General features: G+C 65.4%; 23 protein-coding genes, 1 other RNA gene and 1 pseudogene. 12 read left to right on the top strand and 13 right to left on the bottom strand.

All coding sequences use genetic code 11. The features are described 5' to 3' along the window. Positions 1-13: 13 nt before the first annotated feature. Positions 14-1279 carry a transcription termination factor Rho gene (rho, locus tag G3W89_RS18225; protein ID WP_162575495.1) on the bottom strand — a complete coding sequence of 422 codons (1266 nt, stop codon included), beginning with the start codon at positions 1277-1279 and terminating at the stop codon, positions 14-16. A 190-nt stretch (positions 1280-1469) separates the two neighbouring features. Beyond that, positions 1470-1802: a thioredoxin TrxA gene (gene trxA / locus G3W89_RS18220; protein ID WP_068686060.1), complete on the bottom strand. Its 333-nt coding sequence runs from the start codon at positions 1800-1802 to the stop codon at positions 1470-1472. A 91-nt stretch (positions 1803-1893) separates the two neighbouring features. Here trxA and G3W89_RS33580 point away from each other — a divergent pair. The 8 genes and pseudogenes from G3W89_RS33580 to G3W89_RS18180 form a co-directional block, all read left to right on the top strand. After that, positions 1894-4437 (top strand): annotated as a pseudogene (locus G3W89_RS33580) (PD-(D/E)XK nuclease family protein); the annotation flags it as partial. Between the two features lie 117 nt (positions 4438-4554). After that, positions 4555-7821 (top strand): UvrD-helicase domain-containing protein, encoded by a 3267-nt coding sequence (locus G3W89_RS18210; RefSeq protein ID WP_162577539.1) that lies wholly within the window; start codon positions 4555-4557, stop codon positions 7819-7821. After that, positions 7818-9077 (top strand): TIGR03862 family flavoprotein, encoded by a 1260-nt coding sequence (locus G3W89_RS18205; protein WP_162575494.1) that lies wholly within the window; start codon positions 7818-7820, stop codon positions 9075-9077. The genes G3W89_RS18210 and G3W89_RS18205 overlap by 4 nt, the downstream gene beginning before the upstream one ends. Positions 9078-9159: 82 nt before the next feature. Continuing rightward, on the top strand, positions 9160-9441 hold the full coding sequence (locus G3W89_RS18200) for a hypothetical protein (protein WP_162575493.1): 282 nt from the start codon (positions 9160-9162) through the stop codon (positions 9439-9441). Positions 9442-9678: 237 nt separating this feature from the next. Further along, complete coding sequence (locus tag G3W89_RS18195; RefSeq protein WP_162575492.1) at positions 9679-10164, top strand: DUF2892 domain-containing protein; 486 nt, start codon at positions 9679-9681, stop codon at positions 10162-10164. Positions 10165-10173: 9 nt separating this feature from the next. Next, positions 10174-10653 (top strand): hypothetical protein, encoded by a 480-nt coding sequence (locus G3W89_RS18190; RefSeq protein ID WP_162575491.1) that lies wholly within the window; start codon positions 10174-10176, stop codon positions 10651-10653. 42 nt (positions 10654-10695) lie between these two features. Then, positions 10696-11328 (top strand): DUF1264 domain-containing protein, encoded by a 633-nt coding sequence (locus tag G3W89_RS18185; protein WP_232076614.1) that lies wholly within the window; start codon positions 10696-10698, stop codon positions 11326-11328. A gap of 15 nt (positions 11329-11343) precedes the next feature. Further along, on the top strand, positions 11344-12741 hold the full coding sequence (locus tag G3W89_RS18180) for an MBL fold metallo-hydrolase (protein ID WP_162575490.1): 1398 nt from the start codon (positions 11344-11346) through the stop codon (positions 12739-12741). Here G3W89_RS18180 and G3W89_RS18175 read toward each other — a convergent pair whose 3' ends face one another. From G3W89_RS18175 to G3W89_RS18150, 6 genes are all read right to left on the bottom strand, one after another. Further along, a complete protein-coding gene (locus tag G3W89_RS18175) occupies positions 12742-13134 on the bottom strand; it encodes a DUF302 domain-containing protein (protein WP_162575489.1) in 393 nt (130 codons plus the stop codon). Positions 13135-13188: 54 nt separating this feature from the next. Continuing rightward, positions 13189-13500: a DsrE family protein gene (locus G3W89_RS18170; protein ID WP_162575488.1), complete on the bottom strand. Its 312-nt coding sequence runs from the start codon at positions 13498-13500 to the stop codon at positions 13189-13191. A gap of 211 nt (positions 13501-13711) precedes the next feature. After that, on the bottom strand, positions 13712-14353 hold the full coding sequence (locus G3W89_RS18165) for a DUF599 domain-containing protein (protein ID WP_232076612.1): 642 nt from the start codon (positions 14351-14353) through the stop codon (positions 13712-13714). A gap of 18 nt (positions 14354-14371) precedes the next feature. Further along, positions 14372-14809, bottom strand: coding sequence for a YeeE/YedE family protein (locus G3W89_RS18160; protein ID WP_162575486.1), 438 nt, complete (start codon positions 14807-14809; stop codon positions 14372-14374). Between the two features lie 10 nt (positions 14810-14819). Continuing rightward, positions 14820-15254 (bottom strand): YeeE/YedE family protein, encoded by a 435-nt coding sequence (locus tag G3W89_RS18155; RefSeq protein ID WP_162577538.1) that lies wholly within the window; start codon positions 15252-15254, stop codon positions 14820-14822. Continuing rightward, positions 15254-15577 carry an ArsR/SmtB family transcription factor gene (locus tag G3W89_RS18150; RefSeq protein ID WP_162575485.1) on the bottom strand — a complete coding sequence of 108 codons (324 nt, stop codon included), beginning with the start codon at positions 15575-15577 and terminating at the stop codon, positions 15254-15256. Before G3W89_RS18150 ends, G3W89_RS18155 begins: the two co-directional genes overlap by 1 nt. A gap of 95 nt (positions 15578-15672) precedes the next feature. Here G3W89_RS18150 and G3W89_RS18145 point away from each other — a divergent pair, with 95 nt between their 5' ends. Continuing rightward, a complete protein-coding gene (locus G3W89_RS18145; protein WP_162575484.1) occupies positions 15673-16575 on the top strand; it encodes an MBL fold metallo-hydrolase in 903 nt (300 codons plus the stop codon). Between the two features lie 97 nt (positions 16576-16672). On the opposite strand, the gene arsA is transcribed toward G3W89_RS18145, so the two are convergent. Next, on the bottom strand, positions 16673-18457 hold the full coding sequence (gene arsA, locus G3W89_RS18140; protein ID WP_162575483.1) for an arsenical pump-driving ATPase: 1785 nt from the start codon (positions 18455-18457) through the stop codon (positions 16673-16675). A gap of 93 nt (positions 18458-18550) precedes the next feature. Between arsA and G3W89_RS18135 the strand changes: the two genes are divergently transcribed. The 3 genes from G3W89_RS18135 to arsH all read left to right on the top strand — a co-directional run bounded on the left by G3W89_RS18135 (position 18551) and on the right by arsH (position 20910). Continuing rightward, entirely contained in the window at positions 18551-18874 is a 324-nt protein-coding gene (locus G3W89_RS18135) for an ArsR/SmtB family transcription factor (protein WP_162575482.1), read from the top strand. 210 nt (positions 18875-19084) lie between these two features. Continuing rightward, positions 19085-20161 carry an ACR3 family arsenite efflux transporter gene (gene arsB, locus G3W89_RS18130; RefSeq protein ID WP_162575481.1) on the top strand — a complete coding sequence of 359 codons (1077 nt, stop codon included), beginning with the start codon at positions 19085-19087 and terminating at the stop codon, positions 20159-20161. Between the two features lie 11 nt (positions 20162-20172). Then, a complete protein-coding gene (arsH, locus tag G3W89_RS18125; RefSeq protein WP_162575480.1) occupies positions 20173-20910 on the top strand; it encodes an arsenical resistance protein ArsH in 738 nt (245 codons plus the stop codon). Between the two features lie 111 nt (positions 20911-21021). Here arsH and G3W89_RS18120 read toward each other — a convergent pair whose 3' ends face one another. The 4 genes from G3W89_RS18120 to G3W89_RS18105 form a co-directional block, all read right to left on the bottom strand. Then, entirely contained in the window at positions 21022-21357 is a 336-nt protein-coding gene (locus tag G3W89_RS18120; protein ID WP_162575479.1) for a restriction endonuclease PLD domain-containing protein, read from the bottom strand. Positions 21358-21509: 152 nt separating this feature from the next. Continuing rightward, positions 21510-21797, bottom strand: coding sequence for a DUF6538 domain-containing protein (locus tag G3W89_RS18115; protein WP_162575478.1), 288 nt, complete (start codon positions 21795-21797; stop codon positions 21510-21512). 136 nt (positions 21798-21933) lie between these two features. After that, positions 21934-22030, bottom strand: an RNA gene (gene ffs / locus G3W89_RS18110) — signal recognition particle sRNA small type. A gap of 37 nt (positions 22031-22067) precedes the next feature. After that, positions 22068-23186, bottom strand: a complete 1119-nt coding sequence (locus G3W89_RS18105; RefSeq protein ID WP_162575477.1) for a M12 family metallopeptidase — start codon at positions 23184-23186, stop codon at positions 22068-22070. Positions 23187-23228 lie beyond the last annotated feature (42 nt).

Here is a 23228-nt window from a genome sequence, read left to right as displayed (position 1 = left end):
GTCCGGGCGAGCCTTACCCGCCTCGGCGCATCATGTCGAAGAACTCGACATTGGTCTTGGTGGCCCTCATGTTCTTCAGCATGAGCTCCATCGCCTCGATCTCGTCCATGTTGTACATGAGCTGGCGCAGGATGCGTGTCTTCTGCAGGATTTCGGGCGGCAGCAGCAATTCCTCGCGGCGGGTGCCGCTGCGGTTGAGCTGGAGCGAGGGAAACACGCGCTTCTCGTAGAGGCGGCGGTCCAGGTGGATTTCGGAGTTGCCCGTGCCCTTGAACTCCTCGAAGATGACTTCGTCCATGCGGCTGCCTGTATCGATCAGCGCAGTGCCGATGATGGTCAGCGACCCGCCTTCTTCCACGTTGCGCGCCGCGCCCAGGAAGCGCTTGGGGCGCTGCAGCGCGTTGGAGTCGACACCGCCAGTCAGCACCTTGCCCGAGGAGGGCACGACATTGTTGTAGGCACGAGCCAGCCGGGTGATCGAGTCCAGCAGGATCACCACGTCCTTCTTGAGTTCGACGAGGCGTTTGGCGCGCTCGATCACCATCTCGGCCACATGCACATGGCGTGCGGCAGGCTCGTCGAAGGTGGAGGCGATGACCTCGCCCTTCACCGTGCGCTGCATCTCGGTCACTTCCTCGGGCCGCTCGTCGACGAGCAGCACCATCATGTGGACCTCGGGGTAGTTGGCGCTGATCGCGTGCGCCATGTGCTGCATCATCACCGTCTTGCCGCTCTTGGGCGGCGCCACCAGCAACGCACGCTGGCCTTTGCCGATGGGGGCGATGATGTCGATGATGCGGCCGGTGATGTTCTCCTCGCCCTTGAAGTTGTCGCGCTCCAGGCGCATCAGCTCCTTGGGAAACAGCGGCGTGAGGTTCTCGAACATCACCTTGTGCTTGTTCGCCTCGGGCGCGCCGCCGTTGACCTTGTCCAGCTTGGTCAAGGCAAAGTAGCGCTCGCCGTCCTTGGGAATGCGCACCTCGCCCTCGATCAGGTCGCCGGTGTGCAGGTTGAAGCGCCGCACCTGGCTGGGACTGATGTAGATGTCGTCGGTACTGGCGGTGAAGCTGGTGTCCGGGCTGCGCAGGAAGCCGAAGCCGTCCGGCAGGATTTCGAGCACGCCGTCGGCGAAGACCTGCTCGCCGGCCTTTGCCCGCTTCTTGATGATCGCGAACATCAGCTCCTGCTTGCGCATGCGGCCGGTGTTCTCGATCTCCAAAGCTTCAGCCTGCTTGAAGACTTCAGACACGTGAAGTGCCTTGAGTTCGTTTAAGTGCATGGAACGACCCCTTGCGGGGAAACTGTCGGAAAGAACCTGGGGGGAGGTTTGAGGAGAGGCGAGGAGGCCTCACAAACCGGGGAACTCGAACCGGCTGCCAGAAAGAAGGGCCGGTGAACTGCGAAGATTATGACAGGAAAAAGGACAAGGGCCGCCAGTGCCTTGCGCGCCGGCAGCCCCGCGGGAACACTCAGGCGAGTTGCTGATCAATGAAGGCTGTGAGCTGGGCCTTGCTCATTGCACCGACCTTGGTCGCCGCCAGCTGGCCGTCCTTGAACAGCATCAAGGTCGGGATGCCGCGGATGCCGAACTTCGCGGGGATGTCGCGGTTCTCGTCGACGTTCATCTTGGCGACCTGCAGCTTGCCTTCGTAGGTGCTGGAGACTTCGTCGAGGATAGGGGCGATCATCTTGCAGGGACCGCACCATTCGGCCCAGTAGTCCACGAGCACAGGCTTGCCGGACTTGAGGACGTCAGCCTCGAAAGAAGAATCGGAGATGTGTTTGATGAGTTCGCTGGCCATGGGATGGGTCCTTCTGGGCTGGATGATGGTGCAGCTAAAGTGCGGGCCATTGTGACAGAAACCAAGTGATGCCGTGGTCGGCGCGCACGCTATGGCCTCGATAGCCAAAGCCCTACAAGAACCCCCGATGAACTCTTCCGATCGCCACCCCGCGCATGCTCTTTGGTGCGACCCGGCCGACGGCCTGGTCGCCCGCATCTCACGCCTGCTCGCCGAGCGCGGGCTGCACGCCGCGCGCACCGTGGTGCTGGTGCCCTACGCGCAGCTGATGCAGGTGGCGCGCGCCAACTGGGCCAGCTGCGGTGCTCCGGGTTTTGCGCCGCGTTTCGAGACCACGCGCAACTGGGCGCGCAGCGTGGGCGGCTTCGTTCCGGGCGGCGACGACATCGCCTTCGACATGGCCCGTGACCTGCTGACGGCGCAGTCGCTGCTTGCCCGCGCCGGCTTCGGTGGCGCGGGCAACGCGCTGGCGGGCCGGCTGGTCGAGATCGCCCTGCAGCTCGCGCCTTTGGCTGCGGCCGAGCTTCCGAACGATCGCGCGGGCTGGGCTCAACGCGTGCGCGAGGCTCTGATGGCCGGCCGCGGCTCGGAGTGGTTCGACACCGAGAGCGCGCTCAACGGCATCGCGCTGGCGTGGGCTGCGAGTTCCGGCTATGCGACTGACGTGCTGCTCTCTGATGACGTGCTGGCCCGAGTCGACCAGATGATCGTGCTCGAAGGCCTGCAGAGCGATCCGCTGGCCAACAAGCTCGCGGCCCTGTTCGGCGCCCGCGCGCTCAGCCTGCCGCTGGCGACGCAGTCCACGCCTGCCTGCATTGCGCACCTGCACCCCTGCGACGACCCCGAGGACGAGGCCCAGCGCGCCGCCGCCTGCGTGCTGCGCCACCTCGCCGAGAGCCGCGCGCCAGTGGCCCTGGTGGCTACCGACCGCGCGTTGACGCGCCGCATCAGCGCCCAGTTGATCGCCCACGGCGTGCAGCCGCAGGATGAGACCGGTTGGAAGCTTTCGACGACACGCGCCGCCGCAACGCTGATGAGCGTATTGCGTGCCTGCGCCCATGATGCATCGAGTGACGAAGTGCTGGACTGGCTCAAGAGCGCCGCCGCCCTCGATGGCCGCACCATCCGCGCGCTGGAGGCGCGCTTGCGCGACCGCGGCATGCGCAACTGGCGCGGCTGGTGTTCCTTCGTTGCGATCAGCGAGCACCCGCGCGACCAGAACCTGCTCGCCTTCACCAATGACGTCGAATCGTTGCGCATGACCCTGTTGCGCGCCAGGCCGCTGAGCGAGTGGCTCGAGGCCACGCGCGCGCTGCTCGAGGCCGGCGGGCAGTGGCCCCTGCTGCACCAGGACGTGGTCGGTGCCGAGATGATCGCCGCGCTCTACCTCGACGCCGACAGCGAGCTGCGCGGCACGCGCTGCACGCTCCTGGAGTTCAGCGCCTGGGTGCGCGACGTGCTCGAAGCCGCGAGCGTGCGCCTGCCTGCCGACGAGGAACAGCCGCGGGTCGTGGTGCTGCCGCTGCACCAGATGCTGGGCAGGCCCTTCGGCGCCGTCGTGCTCCCGGGCTGCGACGACCAGCGCCTGCCTGCATCGCCCGAGCCGCCCGGCGACTGGACGCCGGCGCAGCGCCTCGCCCTCGCGCTGCCTGCGCGTGAGGCGCTGGAGGCTGCCCAACGCGCTGCGTGGGGCATCGCGCTGCGCGCGCCCCATTGCGACTTGCTGTGGCGCGGCTTCGATGCCAGCGGCGAGCCCGTGCGCCCCAGCGCCTTGCTCCAGATGCTCCGGCTGGAGCACGCCGCCGCTGCCGCTGCGGACCCGCGGACTGCGGTGCAGCTGGCGGCGCAACCCACGCCACGTCCGCAGCCGCATGGCAACGCGCTGCTCCCCGCAACGCTGTCCTCGACGGCCTACGAGGACCTGCGCCGCTGCCCCTATCGCTTCTTCGCAATGCGCCAGCTCGGACTGCGCAGCAGCGATGAGCTCGACGCCGAGGTCGACAAGCGCGATTTCGGCAACTGGCTGCACGCGGTGCTCGGCTACTTTCACGAGGCGCTCCAGCAGACGCCCGATGCAGGGCTGGACGCGCGGCTCGCGCTGATGGCTGCGGCCGAGCAGGAGGCGACGCGCGAGTTCGGCCTGTCGCAGGCCGAGTTCCTGCCCTTCGCGGCGGCGTGGCCGGCGGTGCGCGACGGCTATCTCGCCTGGCTCGCCACGCACGAGCAGGACGAAGGCGCCGTCTTCGTCGAATCGGAGCCGTGGAAGGAGCTGTCGCTGGGCAGCGTGAAGCTGGTCGGGAGGCTGGACCGCGTCGACGCCACCCCTGACGGGCGCGCCTTCGTGATCGACTACAAGACCGAGTCGGCAGACAAGACCCGCGATCGCGTCAAGGACCCTACGGAGGACACCCAGCTGGCCTTCTACGCTGCGCTCTTTCCGGACGACGGTTTGCGCGCGGCGTACGTCAATGTCGGCGAAAAGGCCTCGGGTACCCGCACCGTCGAGCAGACCGACGTGATCGCCGCGCGCGATGCCCTGGTGGCCGGCGTGATGGACGATCTCGCGCGCATCGGCAGCGGTGCGGCGCTGCCTGCGCTGGGCGAAGGGCAGGTCTGCGAGCATTGCGGCGCACGCGGGCTGTGCCGCAAGGACTTCTGGAGCAACGAGCCCTCTCCGCCCGTCGCGCCCGTTGCGCCCGTCGCGCCCGTCGCGGCCACTGTGCCACTCGTCCAGGCACCGGTCCCGGTCGCGGTGCCGGCGACATCGAAAGCCGCGGCCTACGAACACAACGGTGCCGCGGTCTCACGCGAGCGGTTCTACGCCATCGCCTGCGACCCGCGCCGCTCGGTGGCGGTAGAGGCCTGCGCGGGCGCGGGCAAGACCTGGATGCTGGTCTCGCGCATCCTGCGTGCCCTGCTGGAAGAAGGCGAGGGCGCCTGCGCGCCGCACGAGATCCTCGCCATCACCTTCACCAAGAAGGCCGCTGGCGAGATGCGTGAGCGGCTCGACCAGTGGCTGGAGGCCTTCGCGTCGCAGCCCGTGGAGGCGCTGGTGCCCGAGCTCGTGATGCGCGGCATGGACCGCGCATCCGCCGAGGCGCGTGCGCCGCGCCTGCAGGGCCTCTACCGACAGCTGCTCGCCGGCGGGCGGCCGGTCCAGTTCCGCACCTTCCACGCCTGGTTCGCCGGCCTGCTGCGCAGCGCCCCAGTGGCGGTGCTCGAGCGGCTGGAGCTGCCGGCCAACTACCAGTTGCTGGAGGACGATGCCGAGGCGCGCGCGCGTGTCTGGCGCCCCTTCTTCGCGGCTGTGGCCGACGATCCCGAGGCCGCCGCCGACTACCGCGCGCTCGTCACGGACCACGGCCGATCACAGGCCGCCAAGGCGCTGGACGAGGCCCTGACGCGGCGCGTCGAGTTCGTGCTCGCCGATGCCCGCGGTGCCGTCGACGAGGGCGTGGTTCCCATGGGCGAGCTGTACCCGGCCTTCGCCGGAGCCGACACGCCCGAGGACCGGCTGCTGCACGATCCGGCCTGCCGCGCCGCCTTGCTCGCCGCGGCACGCGCGCTGGGCCGCGCCAGCGCGCCGACCTTCTCGCAGAAGGGCGTGAAGCTGGAGCATGCCGTAGCAATAGGGCGTGTCGCCGGCGTTCTCGACGCGCTGCTCACGCAAAAGGGCGAGCCGCGCAAGTTCAGCGACAAGCTCGCCGGCTTGGAAGACGTGCGTGCCGCGCAACACTACGTACAGCAGTATTGCGAGGCGCAGGCGCAGCATGCCGCCTGGCTCTATCAGCGGCGCATGGCGCGGCTCACCCGACTGTTGATCCGATGCTTCGCCCAGGTCAAGGCGGCGCACGGCTGGGTCGACATGAACGACGTCGAGCAGGCCGCGCACCTGCTGCTCGGCAATTCGGAGCTCTGGGGCTGGGTGCAGGAGCGGCTCGATGCGCGCGTGCGGCATCTGCTCATCGACGAGTTCCAGGACACCAATCCGCTGCAATGGCAGGCGCTGCACGGCTGGCTCGGCAGCTATGCGGGCGCGGGCGGGCGGCGGCCGGGCGTGTTCATCGTGGGCGACCCCAAGCAGAGCATCTATCGCTTCCGGCGCGCCGAGCCGCAGGTTTTCATCGCGGCCAAGCAGTTCGTCAAGGAAGGCCTTGACGGAGACCTGCTCAATTGCGACCACACCCATCGCAACGCGCAGGCCGTGGTGGGCCTGGTCAACGCGGCCATGGGCGATGCGCAGCGCGGCGGCGAGTTCAGCGGATTCCGGGACCACACCACCGAATCGCGCGCAGCAGGCCGGGTCCGCAAGCTGCCGCCGATCCCGCGCGATGCGATCACGCCCAAGGAGCAGGGCCGCGCGACCGACGACGAGGGCATGCTCCTCTGGCGCGACAGCCTTGCGACGCCGCGCGTGCTGCCGGAAGAAAAGCTGCTGCAGAAAGAATGCGAGCAGGCCGCGCGCTGGATCGCCGGCCGCATTGCCGACGGCCTCGCGCCTGCCCGAATCATGGTGCTGGCGCGCCGCCGCAGCCGGCTGGCCGTTCTGCAGGACGAACTGCGCAAGCTGCACATCGCCGTCCAGCAGCCCGAGAAGAACGAGCTGCACGACGCGCCCGAGGTGCAGGACATGGTGGCGCTGCTCGACTCGCTGGTCTCGCCGGATCACGACCTTTCGCTGGCGCGCGCGCTGCGCTCACCGCTCTTTCATCTCGATGACGATGCCCTGGTCAGCCTTGCCTTGCGCAAGCGCGAGCAGGGCGCGAGCTGGTTCGAGCTGCTGCAGGCCCCAGATCTCCCTTCGCCGCTCGCGGGCATCGGCCCGCGGCTTCGCCAGTGGCAACGCTGGCTGGCCGATTGGCCGCCGCACGATGCCTTGAGCGCCATCTATCACGATGCCGACGTGCTTGGCCGCTTCGCTGCCGCCGCACCCGCGGCGCTGCGGGCCGGGGTGCTCGGCAACCTGCGCGGGCTGATGGCCGCCTCGCTCGAGCTCGACGGCGCGCGCTTCGCCACGCCCTACGCCTTCGTCCGCGCCCTGCGCCGCGGAGGAGTCCGTGCGCCATCGGTCGCTGCGGCAGATGCCGTGCAGTTGCTGACCGTGCACGGCGCCAAGGGCCTGGAGGCCGACCTGGTGCTGATGCTGGACACCGACGCGTCCGCGCAGCGCGCACAGACCATGGGCGTGCTCGTGAAGTGGCCGGGCCAGGCCGCGGCGCCGGAGCGCTTCGTATTCGTGGCGAGCGAGAAGAACCCGCCCGCCTGCACCACCAGCGACCTGGCCGAGGAGCAGGCCGCGCGGCACCGCGAGGAAATCAATGGGCTCTACGTCGCGATCACGCGTGCACGCGGCGAGCTGGTGCTGTCAGCGGTCCCTGCGGCGCGGCCGGATGGCCGCAGCTGGTGGGCCCGCCTGGAAGCGCTCTGCGAACCGGTCGACACCGCCGTGGCCGCTGCCGGTGCGCCGAACGCCAGCGGGTCGCCAGAGCCCGAATTCTTCTGCATGCTCCAGTTGCCGGTGCCGCCCGGCCTTGTGCGCACGGCCGCGCGAGTTGTGCCGAGGAGCGCCGACTCGCGCGCCTCGGCCTTGGGCCAGGCAATGCACCGCCTGCTCGAATGGGCGCAGCCCGGTACGCCTCCGGAACCGGCCCAAGTGCGCGCCGCCGGCCGCGAGTTCGGGCTGGACTCGGCCACTGCCGGCGTTGCTGCCGCGATGGCGCAGCGCATCCGTGAAGGCGCGGGCGCGTGGGCCTGGAATGCCGAAGCACTGGCCTGGCAAGGCAACGAAGTCACGCTGGTGCATGCCGGCGAAGTGCTGCGCATCGATCGCCTGGTGCGGCATCGCGCGAATGGCGTGTGGTGGGTGCTCGACTACAAGTCGGCCGCCCGTCCCGAACACGATGCAGCGCTGATGGCGCAGATGCGGCGCTATCGCGAAGCCGTGCAGGAGGCCTGCCCCGGCGACACCGTGTGCGCGGCATTCCTCACGGGACAGGGCAAACTGGTGGAGGTCGAATGAGTGGCGATGACGTGAAGATCGCCGTCGTCGGCGGTGGCCCTGCCGGGCTGATGGCGGCCGAGGTGCTGAGCACGCACGGCCTGGCGGTGCATGTCTACGACGCCATGCCGTCGGTCGGGCGCAAGTTCCTGCTGGCGGGCCGCGGCGGCCTGAACCTCACGCATTCGGAACCGTTCGAGCGCTTTGCGGGCCGCTTCGGCGAGCGCCGCTCGCAGATCGAGCCGCTGCTGCAAGCCTTCGGGCCCGAGGCGCTGCGCGAGTGGGTCCACGGCCTCGGCGTCCAGACCTTTGTCGGCAGCTCGGGCCGCGTGTTTCCCGCCGACATGAAGGCGGCACCGCTGCTGCGCGCCTGGATGCATCGGCTGCGCGAGCGCGGCGTGAGTTTCCACATGCGCCATCGCTGGCTCGGTTGGTCGGATGCAGACGCGGCGCCGCACGCGCTGCGTTTCGCCACGCCGGCCGGCGAGCTCGAGGTGAGGGCCGAAGCCACCGTGCTGGCGCTGGGCGGCGCCAGCTGGTCGCGGCTGGGCTCCGATGGGTCCTGGGTGCCCTGGCTGGCCGCGCACGGCGTGGACGTCGCCCCGCTTGTGCCGGCCAATTGCGGCTTCGATGTCGGCTGGACGCCGTACTTCGCCGAGCGCTTCGCCGGCAGGCCCTTCAAATCGGTGGCGGTCTCCTTCACCGATGCGGGGGGCCGCCGCTTTGCGCGCAAAGGCGAGTTCGTCGCGACCGCGACCGGTGTCGAAGGCAGCCTGGTCTATGCGGTGTCCTCGCTGCTGCGCGACCAGATTGCCGCCGAGGGCAACGCCACGCTCTGGCTCGACCTGCTGCCCGACCGCGGCGCCGAGCAGGTACGTGCGGCCGTGCTGCATCCGCGTGGAGCCCGCTCGGTCGCCAGTCACCTGAAGAGCCGGCTCGGCCTCGACGGCATCAAGACCGCGGTGCTGCACGAGGTGCTCACGCGCGAAGAGATGCATGACCCCGAGAAGCTGGCCCAGACCATCAAGGCGCTGCCATTGCGGCTCGCCGCACCTCGGCCGATCGACGAGGCGATCAGCAGCGCCGGCGGTGTGCGCTTCGAGGCGCTCGACCGCCACCTGATGAGCACGGCAATGCCCGGCCTGTTCTGCGCCGGCGAGATGCTCGACTGGGAGGCGCCCACCGGCGGTTATCTCCTGACCGCCTCGATGGCCACCGGCGTGGCCGCTGCGAAGGGCGTCCTGCAGCGCCTGCGTCGCCGCGATCCTGAATCATGAAATTGCATACTTCCGGCTGAAGTGCATTTGTTTCCAAGGCGGCACACAATCGCAGGCTGCCCTGGGGCGGCCCACCATCTCTATGCATCCGCACGTCGATATCAAGAAGATCCGAGACAGGTATTTCAACTACAGCGTGAGCACCGGCAACGCCGACGAGCGTTACGTGCGACAGGGACTGCGGTCGATCGCGGAATGCCTGCACGATGCTGCGACGGCGCTCGGCCAGCACTTCCCGTTCGCGGCCATCAGCTACGAGGGGCGAGCGCTGGGCTGCTATCACGTGGCGAACATGGAGCACAAGACAGTGGCGCTGGCACATACGCTGCTCGCCAAGCTGGAGCGCTCCGAAACTTCGACCTGAACCGCGTGGAAGCCAGCAAAAGGCCGCCATCGATTGCAAGCCCAGATGTCGATGGGAACTGCGCCTACAGAGCCGCGAGCAAGACACGAAGGACGGGGGTGCTTGAGGGAGGCTAGCTTCTGCTTGTTGGCCGCTCCAAGGTTGGAAGGAGCCTTCGAACATTGCTTCTGCAGGCGTTAGAAAGACCTTCGTGGCAAGGCGCTATGCCTGGGCTAAATCGTGGAGCCTTAGACAGAGATGAATGACATCGCAGACCGGGTCAGGCGCCACACGGCCGTCGAAGTGCTGCGCCGCATTGACGACGTGACGATTTCAAGCTTGACGAGTTGTGCCGACTCGCCGGCCAGAACCGATCGACGACTGACTGAACTCGATCGCGAGTGGGATACCGACCGCGCGTTGGAAACGGAAGCGGCGACGATGGGACTGCTCGGGCTCGCGTTGGGCGCGTTCGCTCACAAGAGGTTTCTTGCGTTGCCCGCAATCGTCGCCAGCGCCGTGCTGCTGCAGGCAGCGACGGGCCGCTACCCGCTCATGCCCCTTTTCCGACGCCTGGGACTGCGGACCGCGAAGGAAATCGCACGGGAACGATACGCCTTGAAGGCATTGCGGGGCGACTTCACCAACATGGGGGCGCCCCAAGCCGCCGCGACAGCGGGTTCCGGTGAACCGGCTCAAGAGCCGAAGAAGCCTGACGACAAGTCCCGTCCCGGTCTGCACTAGGAGCCTGCCATGAGCGTATCTGACCGTCTCCCTGCGACCGCCAATCGCGTGGAGCTGCATACGCGGCCCGAACTCAACGAAGCCATTCGACAGCGAACAGACGCGGAAGTCGTTCGCCTCGAACGCGCACCCGCCTCCGAAATTGAGCAGCGCTTGGAGACCTTGGACCGCGAGTGGGATGTCGAACGTTTGCTACAGACCAACGCGTCCATCATCGTGTTGCTGGGGATGGCGCTCGCCACGACTGTCGACAGGAAGTTCTTGCTCCTTCCTGCCGGCGTCTTTGGCTTCTTCGCCCAGCACGCACTCCAAGGTTGGTGTCCTCCCATTCCTGTATTCCGTCGGCTGGGTGTCCGAACCCAAAGGGAAATCGAGCGCGAACGCTATGCCCTGAAAGCCCTGCGTGGTGACTTCGACCAGGTCCCATCCAGCGAGGCAGCACCCGTCAGCGAACGGGTTCGGGCTAGCCTCGCAGCGGTAGACAAATAGGAGCATGCAAATGTCGTACGTAGTACAGCGACCGAGGCGGCTTTGGGTAGTTCTTCTCCTGCCTCTTGCCGTCTGCATCGGAGCAAGCGCACTTGCGCAGACGCAACAGCCACCTGGCGCGGACAAGACCGCGAAAACGCGAACTCTCGAGTTGGGTGCGAAGGCCCTGCAGCGCAACTCCCCGGTTGGGTCCAGACCGGTATCGAGTACATCATTTCCGAAAAGCTCTTCGAAACTCTACCGGAAGGCGAGCGAAAGTATTGGCACCCGCACAACGCTGAAATTCTCAGCGGACAGCTCGTCGCTCCGGGCATCCCAGCGGTCGCCGAGAAGGCGCTCATGAAGGAGAAGATGAACAGCTACGGCAAGACCTGGCACGTCTGGGACACCGGAACCATGGGCCAAGCAGGTGACAAGCTGCCACTCGGAGCGCCGATGCTGGCCTGGTCTTTCAATCACGACGGCGAAGCGAAGCCGGGGCTCGTGGAGCAGCGTGATAAGAAAATGGACATCAGCAGCTCGGAAAAGCGCCAGCAACGTGCCGACCTGCAATCATTGGCCAAGCCGCAATCTGGCGTGGACGACTTGAAGGGTGCATTTCACGACACCAAGCCCATCCCCGGCGTGGTCGATAAGAAGGCGGTTAGTGCGCCTGTCCCTGCCGCCAGTCGCTGACAGGAAGAAGTCGCTATGGCACTCATCTTCAAGCAGTTTGTCACCGAGGCCATTGGCGACGCCAGCTACCTCGTGGGAGACGACTCGGCCAGAGTTGTGGCTGTCATCGACCCACAGGTCGACATCCAGCAGTATGTGGAAGCGGCGCGCGAATATGGCGTTGCCATTACGCACGTCGTGCAGACCCACATCCATGAGGACTTTGTGAGCGGCGCCACGGCCCTCGCCAAGGCCTCCGGCGGCGCCGAGGTTTGCGTTGGCGGGCACGATGCGCCATCGTATGGGTTTGAGCATCGGCTCGTGATGAACGGTCAGGTCCTTGAGTTGGGAAACGTGTTGCTCACGGTCAAGCACACCCCTGGGCACACGCCCGAGCACATCTCCCTGCTCGTTGCGAAGAAGGACAAAAAGGATGCCCCCTTCGCGGTGCTGTCCGGCGGGTCTCTCCTTGTGGGCGCCGCGGGCAGGACCGACCTGCTCGGCCAGGAGCGCGTCGACGAGCTGACGCAGGCTCAGTTCAATAGCTTGCGCGAGTGCTTCCTATCTCTGGATGACGGAGTACAGGTCTACCCTACGCATGTCCACGGCTCGCCTTGTGGCGCAGCTATCGGCGACAAGACAAGTACGACCATCGGCTACGAGCGGCGCAACAATGAATTGTTGCAACAGGCTGACGGTTCTTCTTTCCGGGCGGCGGCTCTTGAGAATCTGCCGCCCAAGCCCCGCTACTACCCGCGAATTAAGGAGCGCAATACCGCAAGCCAACCGCGCGAAGCGCCCTCGACCGCGATTCAGCCACTTCCTCCCGCGAACTTTCAGAAGGCGATGAGCGCGGGCAATACTGTTGTTGTCGACACGCGCCACCTGCTGGCCTTCGGCGGCGCTCATGTGCAGGGAGCGTTGAACATTGGCGCAACTGGCCATCTGAGCATCTGGTCGGGTTGGATGCTCGAGCCGGACCAGCCACTCCTACTCGTGCTGGACAGCGACGCAAAGCTAAATGTGGTCGCCGCCCATTTAGCCAGAACAGGCTTCGAACTGTTCGCGGGCTACTTGGTCGGCGGCATGTCCAGTTGGGAGAACGCCGGGCTGCCGTTGCAAACATTGCGGCAACTTCATGTTGCCGAGGCAGCGAAGGAGAGCGAGCAAGGCTTGCTCACGCTGCTTGATGTCCGCTCACCACAGGAGTGGATGAAGGGACATGCACCGGGCGCGCGACACATCTTCTTGCCTGAGCTGCCCTCGAGACTCGGGGAGTTGTCGAAGGGGCAGCGCTTCGCGGTGTACTGCGACAGCGGCTACCGCGCGTCCATAGGCGCCAGCCTGTTGCAGGCCAGGGGATTCGACGTCGGCAACATTCCCGGTAGCTGGCAGGCATGGATGGCTTGCGAACTGCCGGTGGAAAAGGACTAGTCAGCTCTGCAAAGCTTCGCGCACGCGGTTCAGGCGCGCTGACGCGTCTTCGGCCACTTCCTTCAATTTCGGGCTCCCGGTCAATTGGACCATGAGGTCGGGATTCAAGAATCCGACGACGATATCGCCGCCGTCCTCCTGTCGCACCGTGACGTTGCACGGCAAGAGCAGGCCGATATTGGCCTCTGCCTGAAGCGCCTTGTAAGCCAATGGCGGGTTGCACGCGCCCAGGATACGGTGCGGCAGCATCTCCTTGCCCAGTTTCTCTTTCATCGCCTTCTGCAGGTCGATGTCGGATAGGACGCCGAAACCCTCCGCCTTGAGCGCGTCCAACACCCGCTGTACAGCTGTTTCGAAAGGGCCTTTGATGGTGGCGTGGAATCCGTAGTCCATGTTCATTCCTTTCAGCGACGGTAGGTCGCTCCCTGTCGTTGACGATGCACTGCCTCAAGCGCGAATGTACTGCCATCCTTCGGATTGCTGCCTTGCCAGCGCCAGCACCCCCGATTCCGGCAGCACCCTCAGCGGTGGGGCGGCTGGTCGCCCGATTCGCTTGAGCGAGTTTGGACATACCAGCGGGAGTCGGTCGAACGTCTCGTCTGGGTTGTCCAGCGCTGCCGCAACAGCCTCGCCGTTGACGACAATGCGCACGGTGGCCCCAGGCGCTTCTGCAGTGAGATTGGCCACGTTGCGGCGCGCTCGCGACAGCGCATTCGCCGTTGGTGCGTGCAACACGATTTGCAATTCAGTCTTTGCCATGGCCGTCACTTCAGTGAAGAGACTCTGCGAGAGCCGATTCCGGACACATGACGAAGCTGAATCTTTGCAGCCAGGCGCGTCCCACCACAGCACGTGCGATAGGCGCAATTGGTGTGGCAAAACCGCGGACTTCAGCTGCCTCCAACACCGTCTTGCGCAAAGGCTTTCTTACGCGCGGCGGGACTGCCGTCGCGCAAGAAGGCCGCAAGCGTCACAGCAGTTCGCCCTTGCTTCCAAAGCGGTCGAAGCTAACCAACACGGCGACCACGCCAACGGCTGCAGCAGGACCCGCAGCCGGGTGAACAATGCAGGCCAGGATGGGAGCAACCAGAACAAGATGCCTGAGCCCCCAGCTGTAGAGGATGCCGGCCCGCCGCACGTAGGCTTTGCCGGCAGCGCTCCAGCGAATACGTGCCTCGGAGCCCACCGGCATCGCGCTGATGAATCCAGCGTGGTTGTAGTAGCGCACAGCCATCACCGACGACAGGAGCGAGGCGAACAACAATGACATCAGAACGAACTCCAGCGCGAGTCGCACCGTGAAGAACGGCAGACCAGGTGTATCGCCGAAAGCCGAGTGAAGCGACGGAGCGGTCAAGGTCGCGGTGCCCATTAACGCCAGCGCAGCTGTCGACGCAGTCATCGTGGCCGACATCAGCGAGTTGCGAAGCGTCTGCACCGCCAGGATTTCCGAGCCTTTCTGGGCCGACACGGCGGCGAACCATTCTTCGCGCAGCTGCGCATGCGCGGTGCGCGCGAGGTGCTCGGGCCTTCGGCGATGTCCGCGTGCAAGGGCGAGTTCATAGGACAGGAGGATGGCCACCGTGGCCAGCGCCGCAAGCCAGGTCGCCATGTTCGTCATCGGCGGACCTCAGGCGGCGTTCGGCGCCGTCGCGCGCTTGCGGCGCTCGAATAGCTCGAAGACGCCCATGCCCACAAGCATCGCGGCCACGAAGACGAGCGCCTTCACTTCCCCCATTCCGAGGGAAACGAGGGCCGGTCCCGGGCAGAAGCCGGCGACACCCCATCCAATGCCGAAGAGCACGCTGCCGAGCACCAAGCGGCGATCGATGTGACGCGCCGAAGGCAGGCGCATCTCGGCGCCCAGGAAGGACATCGCACGACGACGGGCCATGGTGAACGCGACCGCGCCGACGGCAATGGCGCCGGCCATGACGAAGGCCAGGGACGGGTCCCAGTGACCGGCGAGATCCAGGAAGCCAAGCACCTTGGCCGGATTGGCCATGCCGGAGACGATCAGGCCAAGGCCGAAGACCAGGCCGGCAAGCAGCGAAGCGAGAGCAATCATGAAGGACTCCTCAGATACCGAGCAGATGACGCGTCGCGAACACCGTGACAAAGCCGGCGCCCATGAAGGCAGCAGTGGCGACGAGTGAGCGGGGCGACAGTCGAGAGAGTCCGCAGACACCGTGGCCGCTGGTGCAACCGGAGCCGTAGCGCGTACCCACCCCTACAAGCAGGCCCGCCACGACCAGCGCGCCATACCCGGCATCAATCTGTGGCTTGGGCAGCGCCGCGAACAACAGGTAAACCAGCGGCGCACCGACAAGTCCAAGGACAAAGGCCACGCGCCAGACGCTATCGCCCCTGACCGGCCTGAGCAATCCCCCGAGCACGCCGCTGATTCCGGCGATGCGGCCGTTGAGCAGCACGAACATCGCCGCGGCGATGCCGATGAGCACGCCGCCGGCGAGGGCGGCGAGCGGCGTGAAGTGGTTCCAGTCGACGGACATCATTCTTCCTTTGGACAGTAGAAACGATAGAGAAGCTCAAGGATTTCGAGCATCGACGGGTCGGCCACGCTGTAGAAGATGCTCTTGCCCTCGCGGCGGGTGTGGACCACCTGTTCGTTGCGAAGCACAGCGAGTTGCTGCGACAGGGTCGGCTGGTGAATGCCCAGCGTCTGCTCGAGGTCACTCACGCACATCTCGCCTTGCGAGAGCTGGCACAGCAGGAGCAAACGGTCTTCGTTGGCGAGCACCTTGAGGGCGCCGACCGCCTTGCCAGCGGCGCTGCGCAGGAGCTCGGGGTCGATGACGGGGGAAGAGCGCTTCATGTATGCGGGTAGACGGTTTCGGTTGCGATTGACATAGTATGTATATTTATATAATATTTGTCAATCGATTGAACATCGCACCGACGGAGCTACCCATGACCCCCCGCACGACCATCCAAGGCTTCTTCGACCCGAACACGTGGACGGTCTCCTACGTCGTCTGGGACCACGCAACGGGGCGGGCCGCAGTCATCGACCCGGTGCTGGACTACGATTTCAGGTCGGGGCACACGGGCACGGCGTCGGCCGACCGGGTGCTGGCCTATGTTCGGGACAAGGGTCTGCAGGTCGACTGGATTCTGGAGACGCACGCGCATGCCGACCACCTGTCCGGCGCACGCTACGTCCAGGCGCAGGTCGGCGGCCTCACCGCCATCGGCGAGAACATCCGCACCGTTCAGGCGACTTTCAGGAAGCTCTACAATCTGGAGCGCAGCTTCCTGCCGGACGGCAGCCAGTTCGACCATCTTTTCAAGGACGGCGAGGTCTTCAGAATTGGCGAGGTCGAGGCTACCGCGATGCTGGTGCCGGGGCACACCCCGGCCGACATGGCCTATCTGGTGGACGGCTCCGTCTTCGTCGGCGACACGCTTTTCATGCCGGACGTCGGCAGCGCCCGCGCGGATTTTCCTGGCGGGAACGCACGCCAGCTCTACACCTCGATGCGCAGACTGCTGGACTTGCCGCCGGCAACCACGATGTACGTCTGTCACGACTACCCGCCTTCGTCACGGGAGCCTCGATGGCAGACCACTGTCGCAGAACAACGAGCCCACAATATCCATGTCCGCGACGGCATCAGCGAGGATGCCTTCGTCGCCATGCGCACGGCACGCGATGCAACCCTCGAGGTCCCGACGCTCATACTTCCATCGATTCAGGTCAACGTACGGGGCGGGCAGTTGCCGCCCGCTGACGACAACGGGATCGCCTACCTTCGTATTCCCCTGAATGCGCTCCCTGTGCACCAGCACCTCGAGGGCAAGCGGGGAGCTTGAACCTGGCCAGTGACCTCGCAGTCCGACAGCACATCGTGGACACGAAGTACCTCCTCGCCGGCGCAGGCATTCCTGCAAAGTCCCGCTCGACAAGTCCCTATGCGTCCATAACGCCACTCGTGGACATTTCGCGCAGAGCCGAAATGCCCGTCAAGGGTTTGGCAGACCAAGGTACGACGTACGTCCTGCGAGCAAGCTCTCGCACCCTGTCCAACTGCTTCGCCTCGCCTGCCATCCGCGAGGCCAACAGTGGGTCCCGACTGCCGCTTGCCATCAAGCTGCGATTGACGACCCAGGCGAACGGTTCGATCTGGGCGCGCCGAAGGTCGTCCTGCAGCGCCGCCGCCTCTGAGACGGGCGTGACTTCGGGCAACGCGACAATGATGATGCGTGTGTAGTCGGGGTCTTGGAGACGCATCAACGGGGTCACGATGCGGCCTGTTCCTTTGCCTTCGAACTCGCGGGCCATCTGCCGGTGGTATGCACCTGTGGCGTCCATGAGCAGCAGCGTGTGCCCGGTGGGGGCGGTATCGAGCACGACGAAGCAATTGCGAGCTTCGCCCACCGTCCGCGAAAAGGCGTGGAAGACGGCCACCTCTTCAGTGCAGGGAGAACGCAAGTCCTCGAGCAAGAGTGCGCGGCCCTCCTCGTCCAGGTCCTTGCCTCGGGCAGCCAGAATTTTCTCGACGTATCGCTGAGTCTCGGCCAGCGGGTCGATGCGGCTCACCTCGAGTCCGGGCATCTGGCCTTCGACGGTCGAGGCGAGATGCGCGGCGGGATCCGTGGTCGAAAGATGCACTGACTTGCCGCGTTGGACCAGCGCGACCGCCAATGCCGCAGCAATGGTTGTCTTGCCCACGCCCCCCTTGCCCATCACCATCACCAGTCCATGGTCCCGCTGTGCGAGTTCATCGGCCAATGCGTGCAGCCTTCGAACTTCTGCGGGAACCACCGGCACCCTCGAGTCTGCTGGCGCAACGGTCGTCTGCAGTGCGAGCAAGGCCCGCAAGGCGGGCAATCCCACCATGTCGAACGAGCGCAGGGGCACCTGGTCTTGCGGTAGGGCTCGCAAGGCATCGGGCATCTTGGCAAGGGCCTCCTCACCAATTCTCTGCAAGGCGTTGGCCACCGCATCGCCGGGCATGGTTGCCCTGAACACCGCATTCACGAGAAGACGCTGATTGGCCAAGCCCAACTGCAGCAGTTCCTGATGCGTGCGCGCCGCCTCGCGAAGTGCGCCACTGTCGGCGCGCGTCACCAGCACGATGGCTGTCTGGTCCGAATCAGAGAGCGCCTTGAGGCCGGTCCGGAAACGCTCCTCCTGCATCTTGAGGCCGGAGTGGGGCCCAAGACACGACGCGCCGCGGTCGTTCCCTTCAAGAAAGCCGGTCCAGGCCTTGGGAAGGCTCAGCAGCCGCAAGGTGTGCCCCGTGGGGGCGGTGTCGAAGACGACGTGGTCGTAACCCTTCACATCCCCCGCCAACAGGCCGATGAATTCGTCAAAGGCGGCAATCTCCGTCGTGCAAGCTCCCGAGAGTTGCTCACGGACCGTTTCGCGCTCTGCTGTCGAACTGCTCGCAGCCATCTTGTCCAGGACGCGGACACGGTAACCTTCTGCAGCAGCGTCCGGGTCGATATTCATCGCCCAAAGGCCGGAAGCGCCCGGCACCTCGCGCGGCCAGTCAGATAGCGCTACGCCGAGCATCTCGTCGAGATTGGAAGCCGGGTCGGTGCTGACGAGCAGCACGCGCTTCCCCCCTTCGGAGAGGGCCAACGCGCAGGCGCAGGCGATGGAAGTCTTGCCGACGCCTCCTTTGCCGGTGAAGAACAGGAAGTGCGCAGCGTCACGCAAGAGTGAGAGCGGGGGGTCAGCCTGGGCCATATTTTTCCTCGAGAGAGGGCTTGTCGACGCCATGAGCACCGGCCATCTTGGATGGGTTCCTTGATAGTACGACTTTTCCCGTATGATGGGCGGATGGAAGAGCATGACGTTGTTCAATCCCTTGCGGCGCTAGCGCACCCCCTGCGCCTTCAGGTTTTCCGGGCCTTGGTTGTGACGGGACGACGGGGCCTCACGCCCTCCGTGATGCAGGAGGCTTTGGATGTGCCTGCGACAACTCTGTCGTTCCATCTGAAGGAGCTCGCCTCCGCCGGCCTCGTGACCCAGGAACGAGCCAGCCGCAACATCATCTATCGGGCCGCCTACGAGCGGATGAATGGCGTGCTGGGGTATCTCACAGAAAACTGCTGCCAAGGCGAAGAATGCCTCGTCGACGCGGCGGCGTCTTGCCAATGCTGAACCTGCGGAGGAGCAACAGATGGAACAACAGACGAGGCGGATGAGCTTGCCGAACTGAAGGCACGGGCCAGGGACGCCGTCGGGAAGTCAAGGACATCGCGACTCGCTGAGCCAGGACCTCCAACGTACTCATCCTTCGCACCCACTACTGACTCGGCGCACCGTGCTCGCCGAGGGGATGCGCCCTAGCTTCAAAGAACGAGTTTCCCGATGACCAGCTTCACTGTCCCTGCGGCGGCGCCTGCCAGGCCCGCCATCGGCTTCTTCGAGCGTTACCTGACCGTGTGGGTGGCCCTGTGCATCGTCGTCGGTATCGCCCTGGGCCAGATACTGCCGGGCTTTTCGAAGGCGGTCGCCAGCCTCCAAGTGGCCAAGGTCAATGTCCCGGTGGGCTTCCTCATCTGGGTGATGATTGTTCCGATGCTGCTGAAGATTGACTTCGGTGCCCTCGGCCAGGTCACTTCGCACTGGCGCGGCATCGGGGTCACGCTGTTCATCAACTGGGCGGTCAAGCCGTTCTCGATGGCGCTGCTGGGTTGGATCTTCATCCGCCACGTGTTCGCACACTACCTTCCTGCCGAACAGCTCGACAGCTACGTCGCCGGGCTCATCCTGCTCGCCGCCGCGCCGTGCACGGCGATGGTTTTTGTGTGGAGCCAGCTGTGCAAGGGGGACCCGTATTTCACGCTGTCGCAGGTAGCCCTGAACGACGCCATCATGGTGGTCGCCTTCGCGCCCATCGTTGCGCTGCTGCTTGGCCTTTCGTCCATCACCGTTCCGTGGGACACCCTGCTGGTCTCGGTGGGCCTCTACATCGTCGTGCCGGTCGTCGTCTCGCAGTGGTGGCGCACAGCGCTTCTGCGCCGTGGCGCTGGACACTTCCAGGCTGTGGCCGACAGACTGGGACCCCTCTCCATCTCGGCCCTGCTGCTGACACTGGTTTTGCTGTTCGCATTCCAGGGCGAGGCCATCCTCGACCAGCCCCTGGTCATCGCGCTGCTGGCCGTGCCGATTCTCATCCAGGTGGTCTTCAACTCGGGACTTGCCTACCTGCTCAACCGCAAGCTCGGGGTGAAGCACTGCGTGGCCGGCCCCTCGGCGCTGATTGGCGCGAGCAATTTCTTCGAACTGGCAGTCGCGACCGCCATCAGCCTCTTCGGCTTCCAGTCCGGCGCTGCGCTGGCCACCGTGGTCGGGGTCCTCATCGAAGTGCCGGTCATGCTTGCGGTCGTCGCGGTCGTCAACCGTACCCAGGACTGGTACGAAGCCGGCCAAACTGCATCCTGAAAAATCCCGATATGTCCGAAGTTACCCCGCTCAAAACGCCCGCGTCCTTCCCGGCGCTCGATACCGGAGTGTTCGACTCGCCGACGCACGCCCGCCTGAGCGTACGCAAGCCCTCGCAGCACAAGCCGCGCTTCCTGATGCTCTACGGCTCCCTGCGGGAGCGCTCGTACAGTCGTCTGGTGACCTTCGAGGCAACTCGCCTTCTCGAAGCAATGGGAGGGGAGGCCAGGATTTTCGACCCCGCCGGCCTGCCCCTGCCGGACAGCGCGCCGGACAGTCACCCCAAGGTCCAGGAGCTGCGTGAGCTCGCCCAGTGGGCCGAGGGGATGGTCTGGACTTCACCAGAGCGCCATGGGGCCATGACCGGCATCATGAAGGCGCAGATTGATTGGATTCCACTCGCCTTGGGGGCGGTACGACCCACCCAGGGCAAGACACTGGCTGTGATGCAAGTCTCGGGCGGTTCGCAATCATTCAACGCCGTGAACCAGATGCGTGTGCTCGGTCGTTGGATGCGCATGATCACCATCCCGAACCAGTCGTCGGTGGCCAAGGCCTTCCTGGAGTTCGACGAGGCTGGCCGGATGAAGCCCTCAAGCTACTACGACCGCATCGTGGACGTGGTGGAAGAGCTCTTCAAGTTCACGCTGCTCACCCGCGATGTCAGCAGCTACCTGGTGGACCGTTACAGCGAGCGCAAGGAGAGCGCAGCCGAGCTCTCGAAGCGGGTCAACCAGAAATCCATTTGACGGAAGCGCCATGCCCGAGGTAGCTATTCGACCTCATCCGTTTGGTAGAGTGCCAACGGCCCGCATGAGGGCCCGCAACGGGCAACCTTAGGGCAAAGTACTGGATCGCCGCTACTCCTTCAGGACGACCTCCAAGTTCTTGAGGTACGCAGCGATTTGCGCGTGATGCGGGTCGCCTATGGCGCCCGTCAAGCGGACCGAAAGCTCTTCACTTGAGACCAAGCCGCCGAGTGTGATGTTGCCGGAACCGATGAGGGCCGTGTACCGATCATCCTTTTCGAAGAAGTAGATTTTTGAGTGGAGGTATCGGTGGTAATGGTTTGCGATGAAATGCCTTACCTCGGGCCTCGTCCTCAGCGCTGCGACGGCCCCCGCCTCGGTGTGCTTCTTATTTGAGTAGACCGTGACTTTGGCCTTGTTCCGTATCGCCAAGTCAATCGAATCCAAGAGACGTTCCAGTCCTGCTAAATTGATCCAGCCGGAACAAAGCACGGAGGTTTCCGAGTCCTCTATCAATTTTTGGAGTTGCGAGCGGTGATTGCGTTTGCCGTTGTTCCGGACCAGATGCATTGGTTTCTCTATTGATTGGCAGAATGGCCTCAGGCGGCCCTCAGAACGCCCCAAGAGGCGACGCGGGGCTTGTCCGGCTCCCGCGCGGGAGTAATTGCGTCGATGGCGGACGGCGCCAGTGCGCTCCGCTTAGCCTCGAAATCAGCGAGCCACTCGGCACGCTTCAGGGTCGCCAGAAGTGTTGCCTCGCGCCTGTCGCTGGTGCCCAAGGCGAAATTCACGCGAGTTTTGCCGTAGACCCACGGAAGATCGTTCGGGACGACGATCGGAACGACGAACCGCGAGCCCCGAAGGTTCAATCCCTCCACCTGTGCCATGTCTGCTCCCGTGATCGTGGCGGGTTTTCCGCCGCGCTTGTTCCGAGGAAGTGACACTGGCAAGTGCTACAGAGAGGGGCTTGTAAGTCCTTGATAGCGCGTAAGTTCTTGAGAACTCACGGCTTTTTGGCATGAGGTTGACGAGCCTTACCCCCGGCACTGGCTACGCAGTTAGGGCTGCTTGGTTCCCCACCTGACCCGGTTGGCCACTTCACCATGCGGGGAGGCCCGTCAGCCGCAATTGTAGGCGACGGCCCGAGGCCCTTCGCCTCACCAGGCCATGAGCGAGGTCTCGAGGGCGGCGTCGGCGTAGTAGAGGCGCACGCCGGCCAGGTAATGGCGGCCCTTCTGCAAGCGCATGCTCACGCGCGCGTTGAGGTCGGTGCCGCTGTCGTCGCTGCCGGCGATCTGCACGTTGCCGGCGGGCGTGACCTCGAACAGCACCAGCACTGTGTCCGATGTGCCGAACGTGCCGATGTTGTAGGTCCGCGTGCGCGGCGGCACGAACTCGAAATTGCGGGTCTCTCCGGCCTTGATCTTGAGCAGCTGCGACAGCCCCACCTTGAGCGTGCCAAGCGCAGGCGCCCGCACGCCGGGGTACGACTCCACCACCCAGGCCTTATCGGCGTAGGAGAGCCCGCCCTTGGGCACCAGCCCTTCCCGGTACTGCGCCGGCCCATCGATGAGCCCGGGCTCGAAGTGGTACTCCATCACCGAGTCCGGGTCCCAGGTCGTGCCCTTGACCTCCGAGGCCGGGATCTTGCGCAGGATGTTCCACTCGATCTGAGGCTCCTGCCAATGGTTGGGCGGACCCGAGAAGTAGTCGATCACCGCCTGCCGGTTCCAGGTGATGCCGGCATGGGGGTTCTGGTGCTCGTGCTCGAGGCCCAGTGTGTGGCCGATCTCGTGGAGCGCGGTGTCGCGGCCGTAGTCGGTGTTGAGCGGCCAGCCGAAATTCATCGTCCGCTGCAGCGGGTCGCGCACGCCGAGCACATCGCGGCCCACGTAGGACCAGGAGCCGTCCTGCGGATCGAAGCCGATGCGAACGATCGCGTCCTCGGGCGCCTCGACGCGGCGGAAGCCGATGCCGATGCCCAGCTTGGCCCATGCCTCGAAAGCCTCCTCGACCACCGCCGCATCGGCGCTGTTGCCCTGCCAGGCAGCCGGCACGCTGTCGCCCCGCTTGTAGCAGTAGTAGTTGAGCTGCGTGCCATTCACCCACTTCTTGCTCGCGGCCAGAATGGCAGAGGCGCGGCCCGCGGAGACGCTGCTGTCGAATAGCCGCGGCGCCTGAACAGGCTGCATGCAGTAGCGACGCGCGCCTGCCGGCTGGGTCTTGGTTTTGCCGGCAGCGGGCGGGCGGGCGCTTCGGGGGTGCGCAGTGGGCATGTCGGTCTCCTCGGACGCCATGCCATGCTAGGAGGGAAATGA

It is taken from the genome of Variovorax sp. PBL-H6 (assembly GCF_901827155.1).
Classification (GTDB): Bacteria; Pseudomonadota; Gammaproteobacteria; order Burkholderiales; family Burkholderiaceae_C; genus Variovorax.
This window is presented reverse-complemented; position numbering and strand designations above follow the sequence as displayed.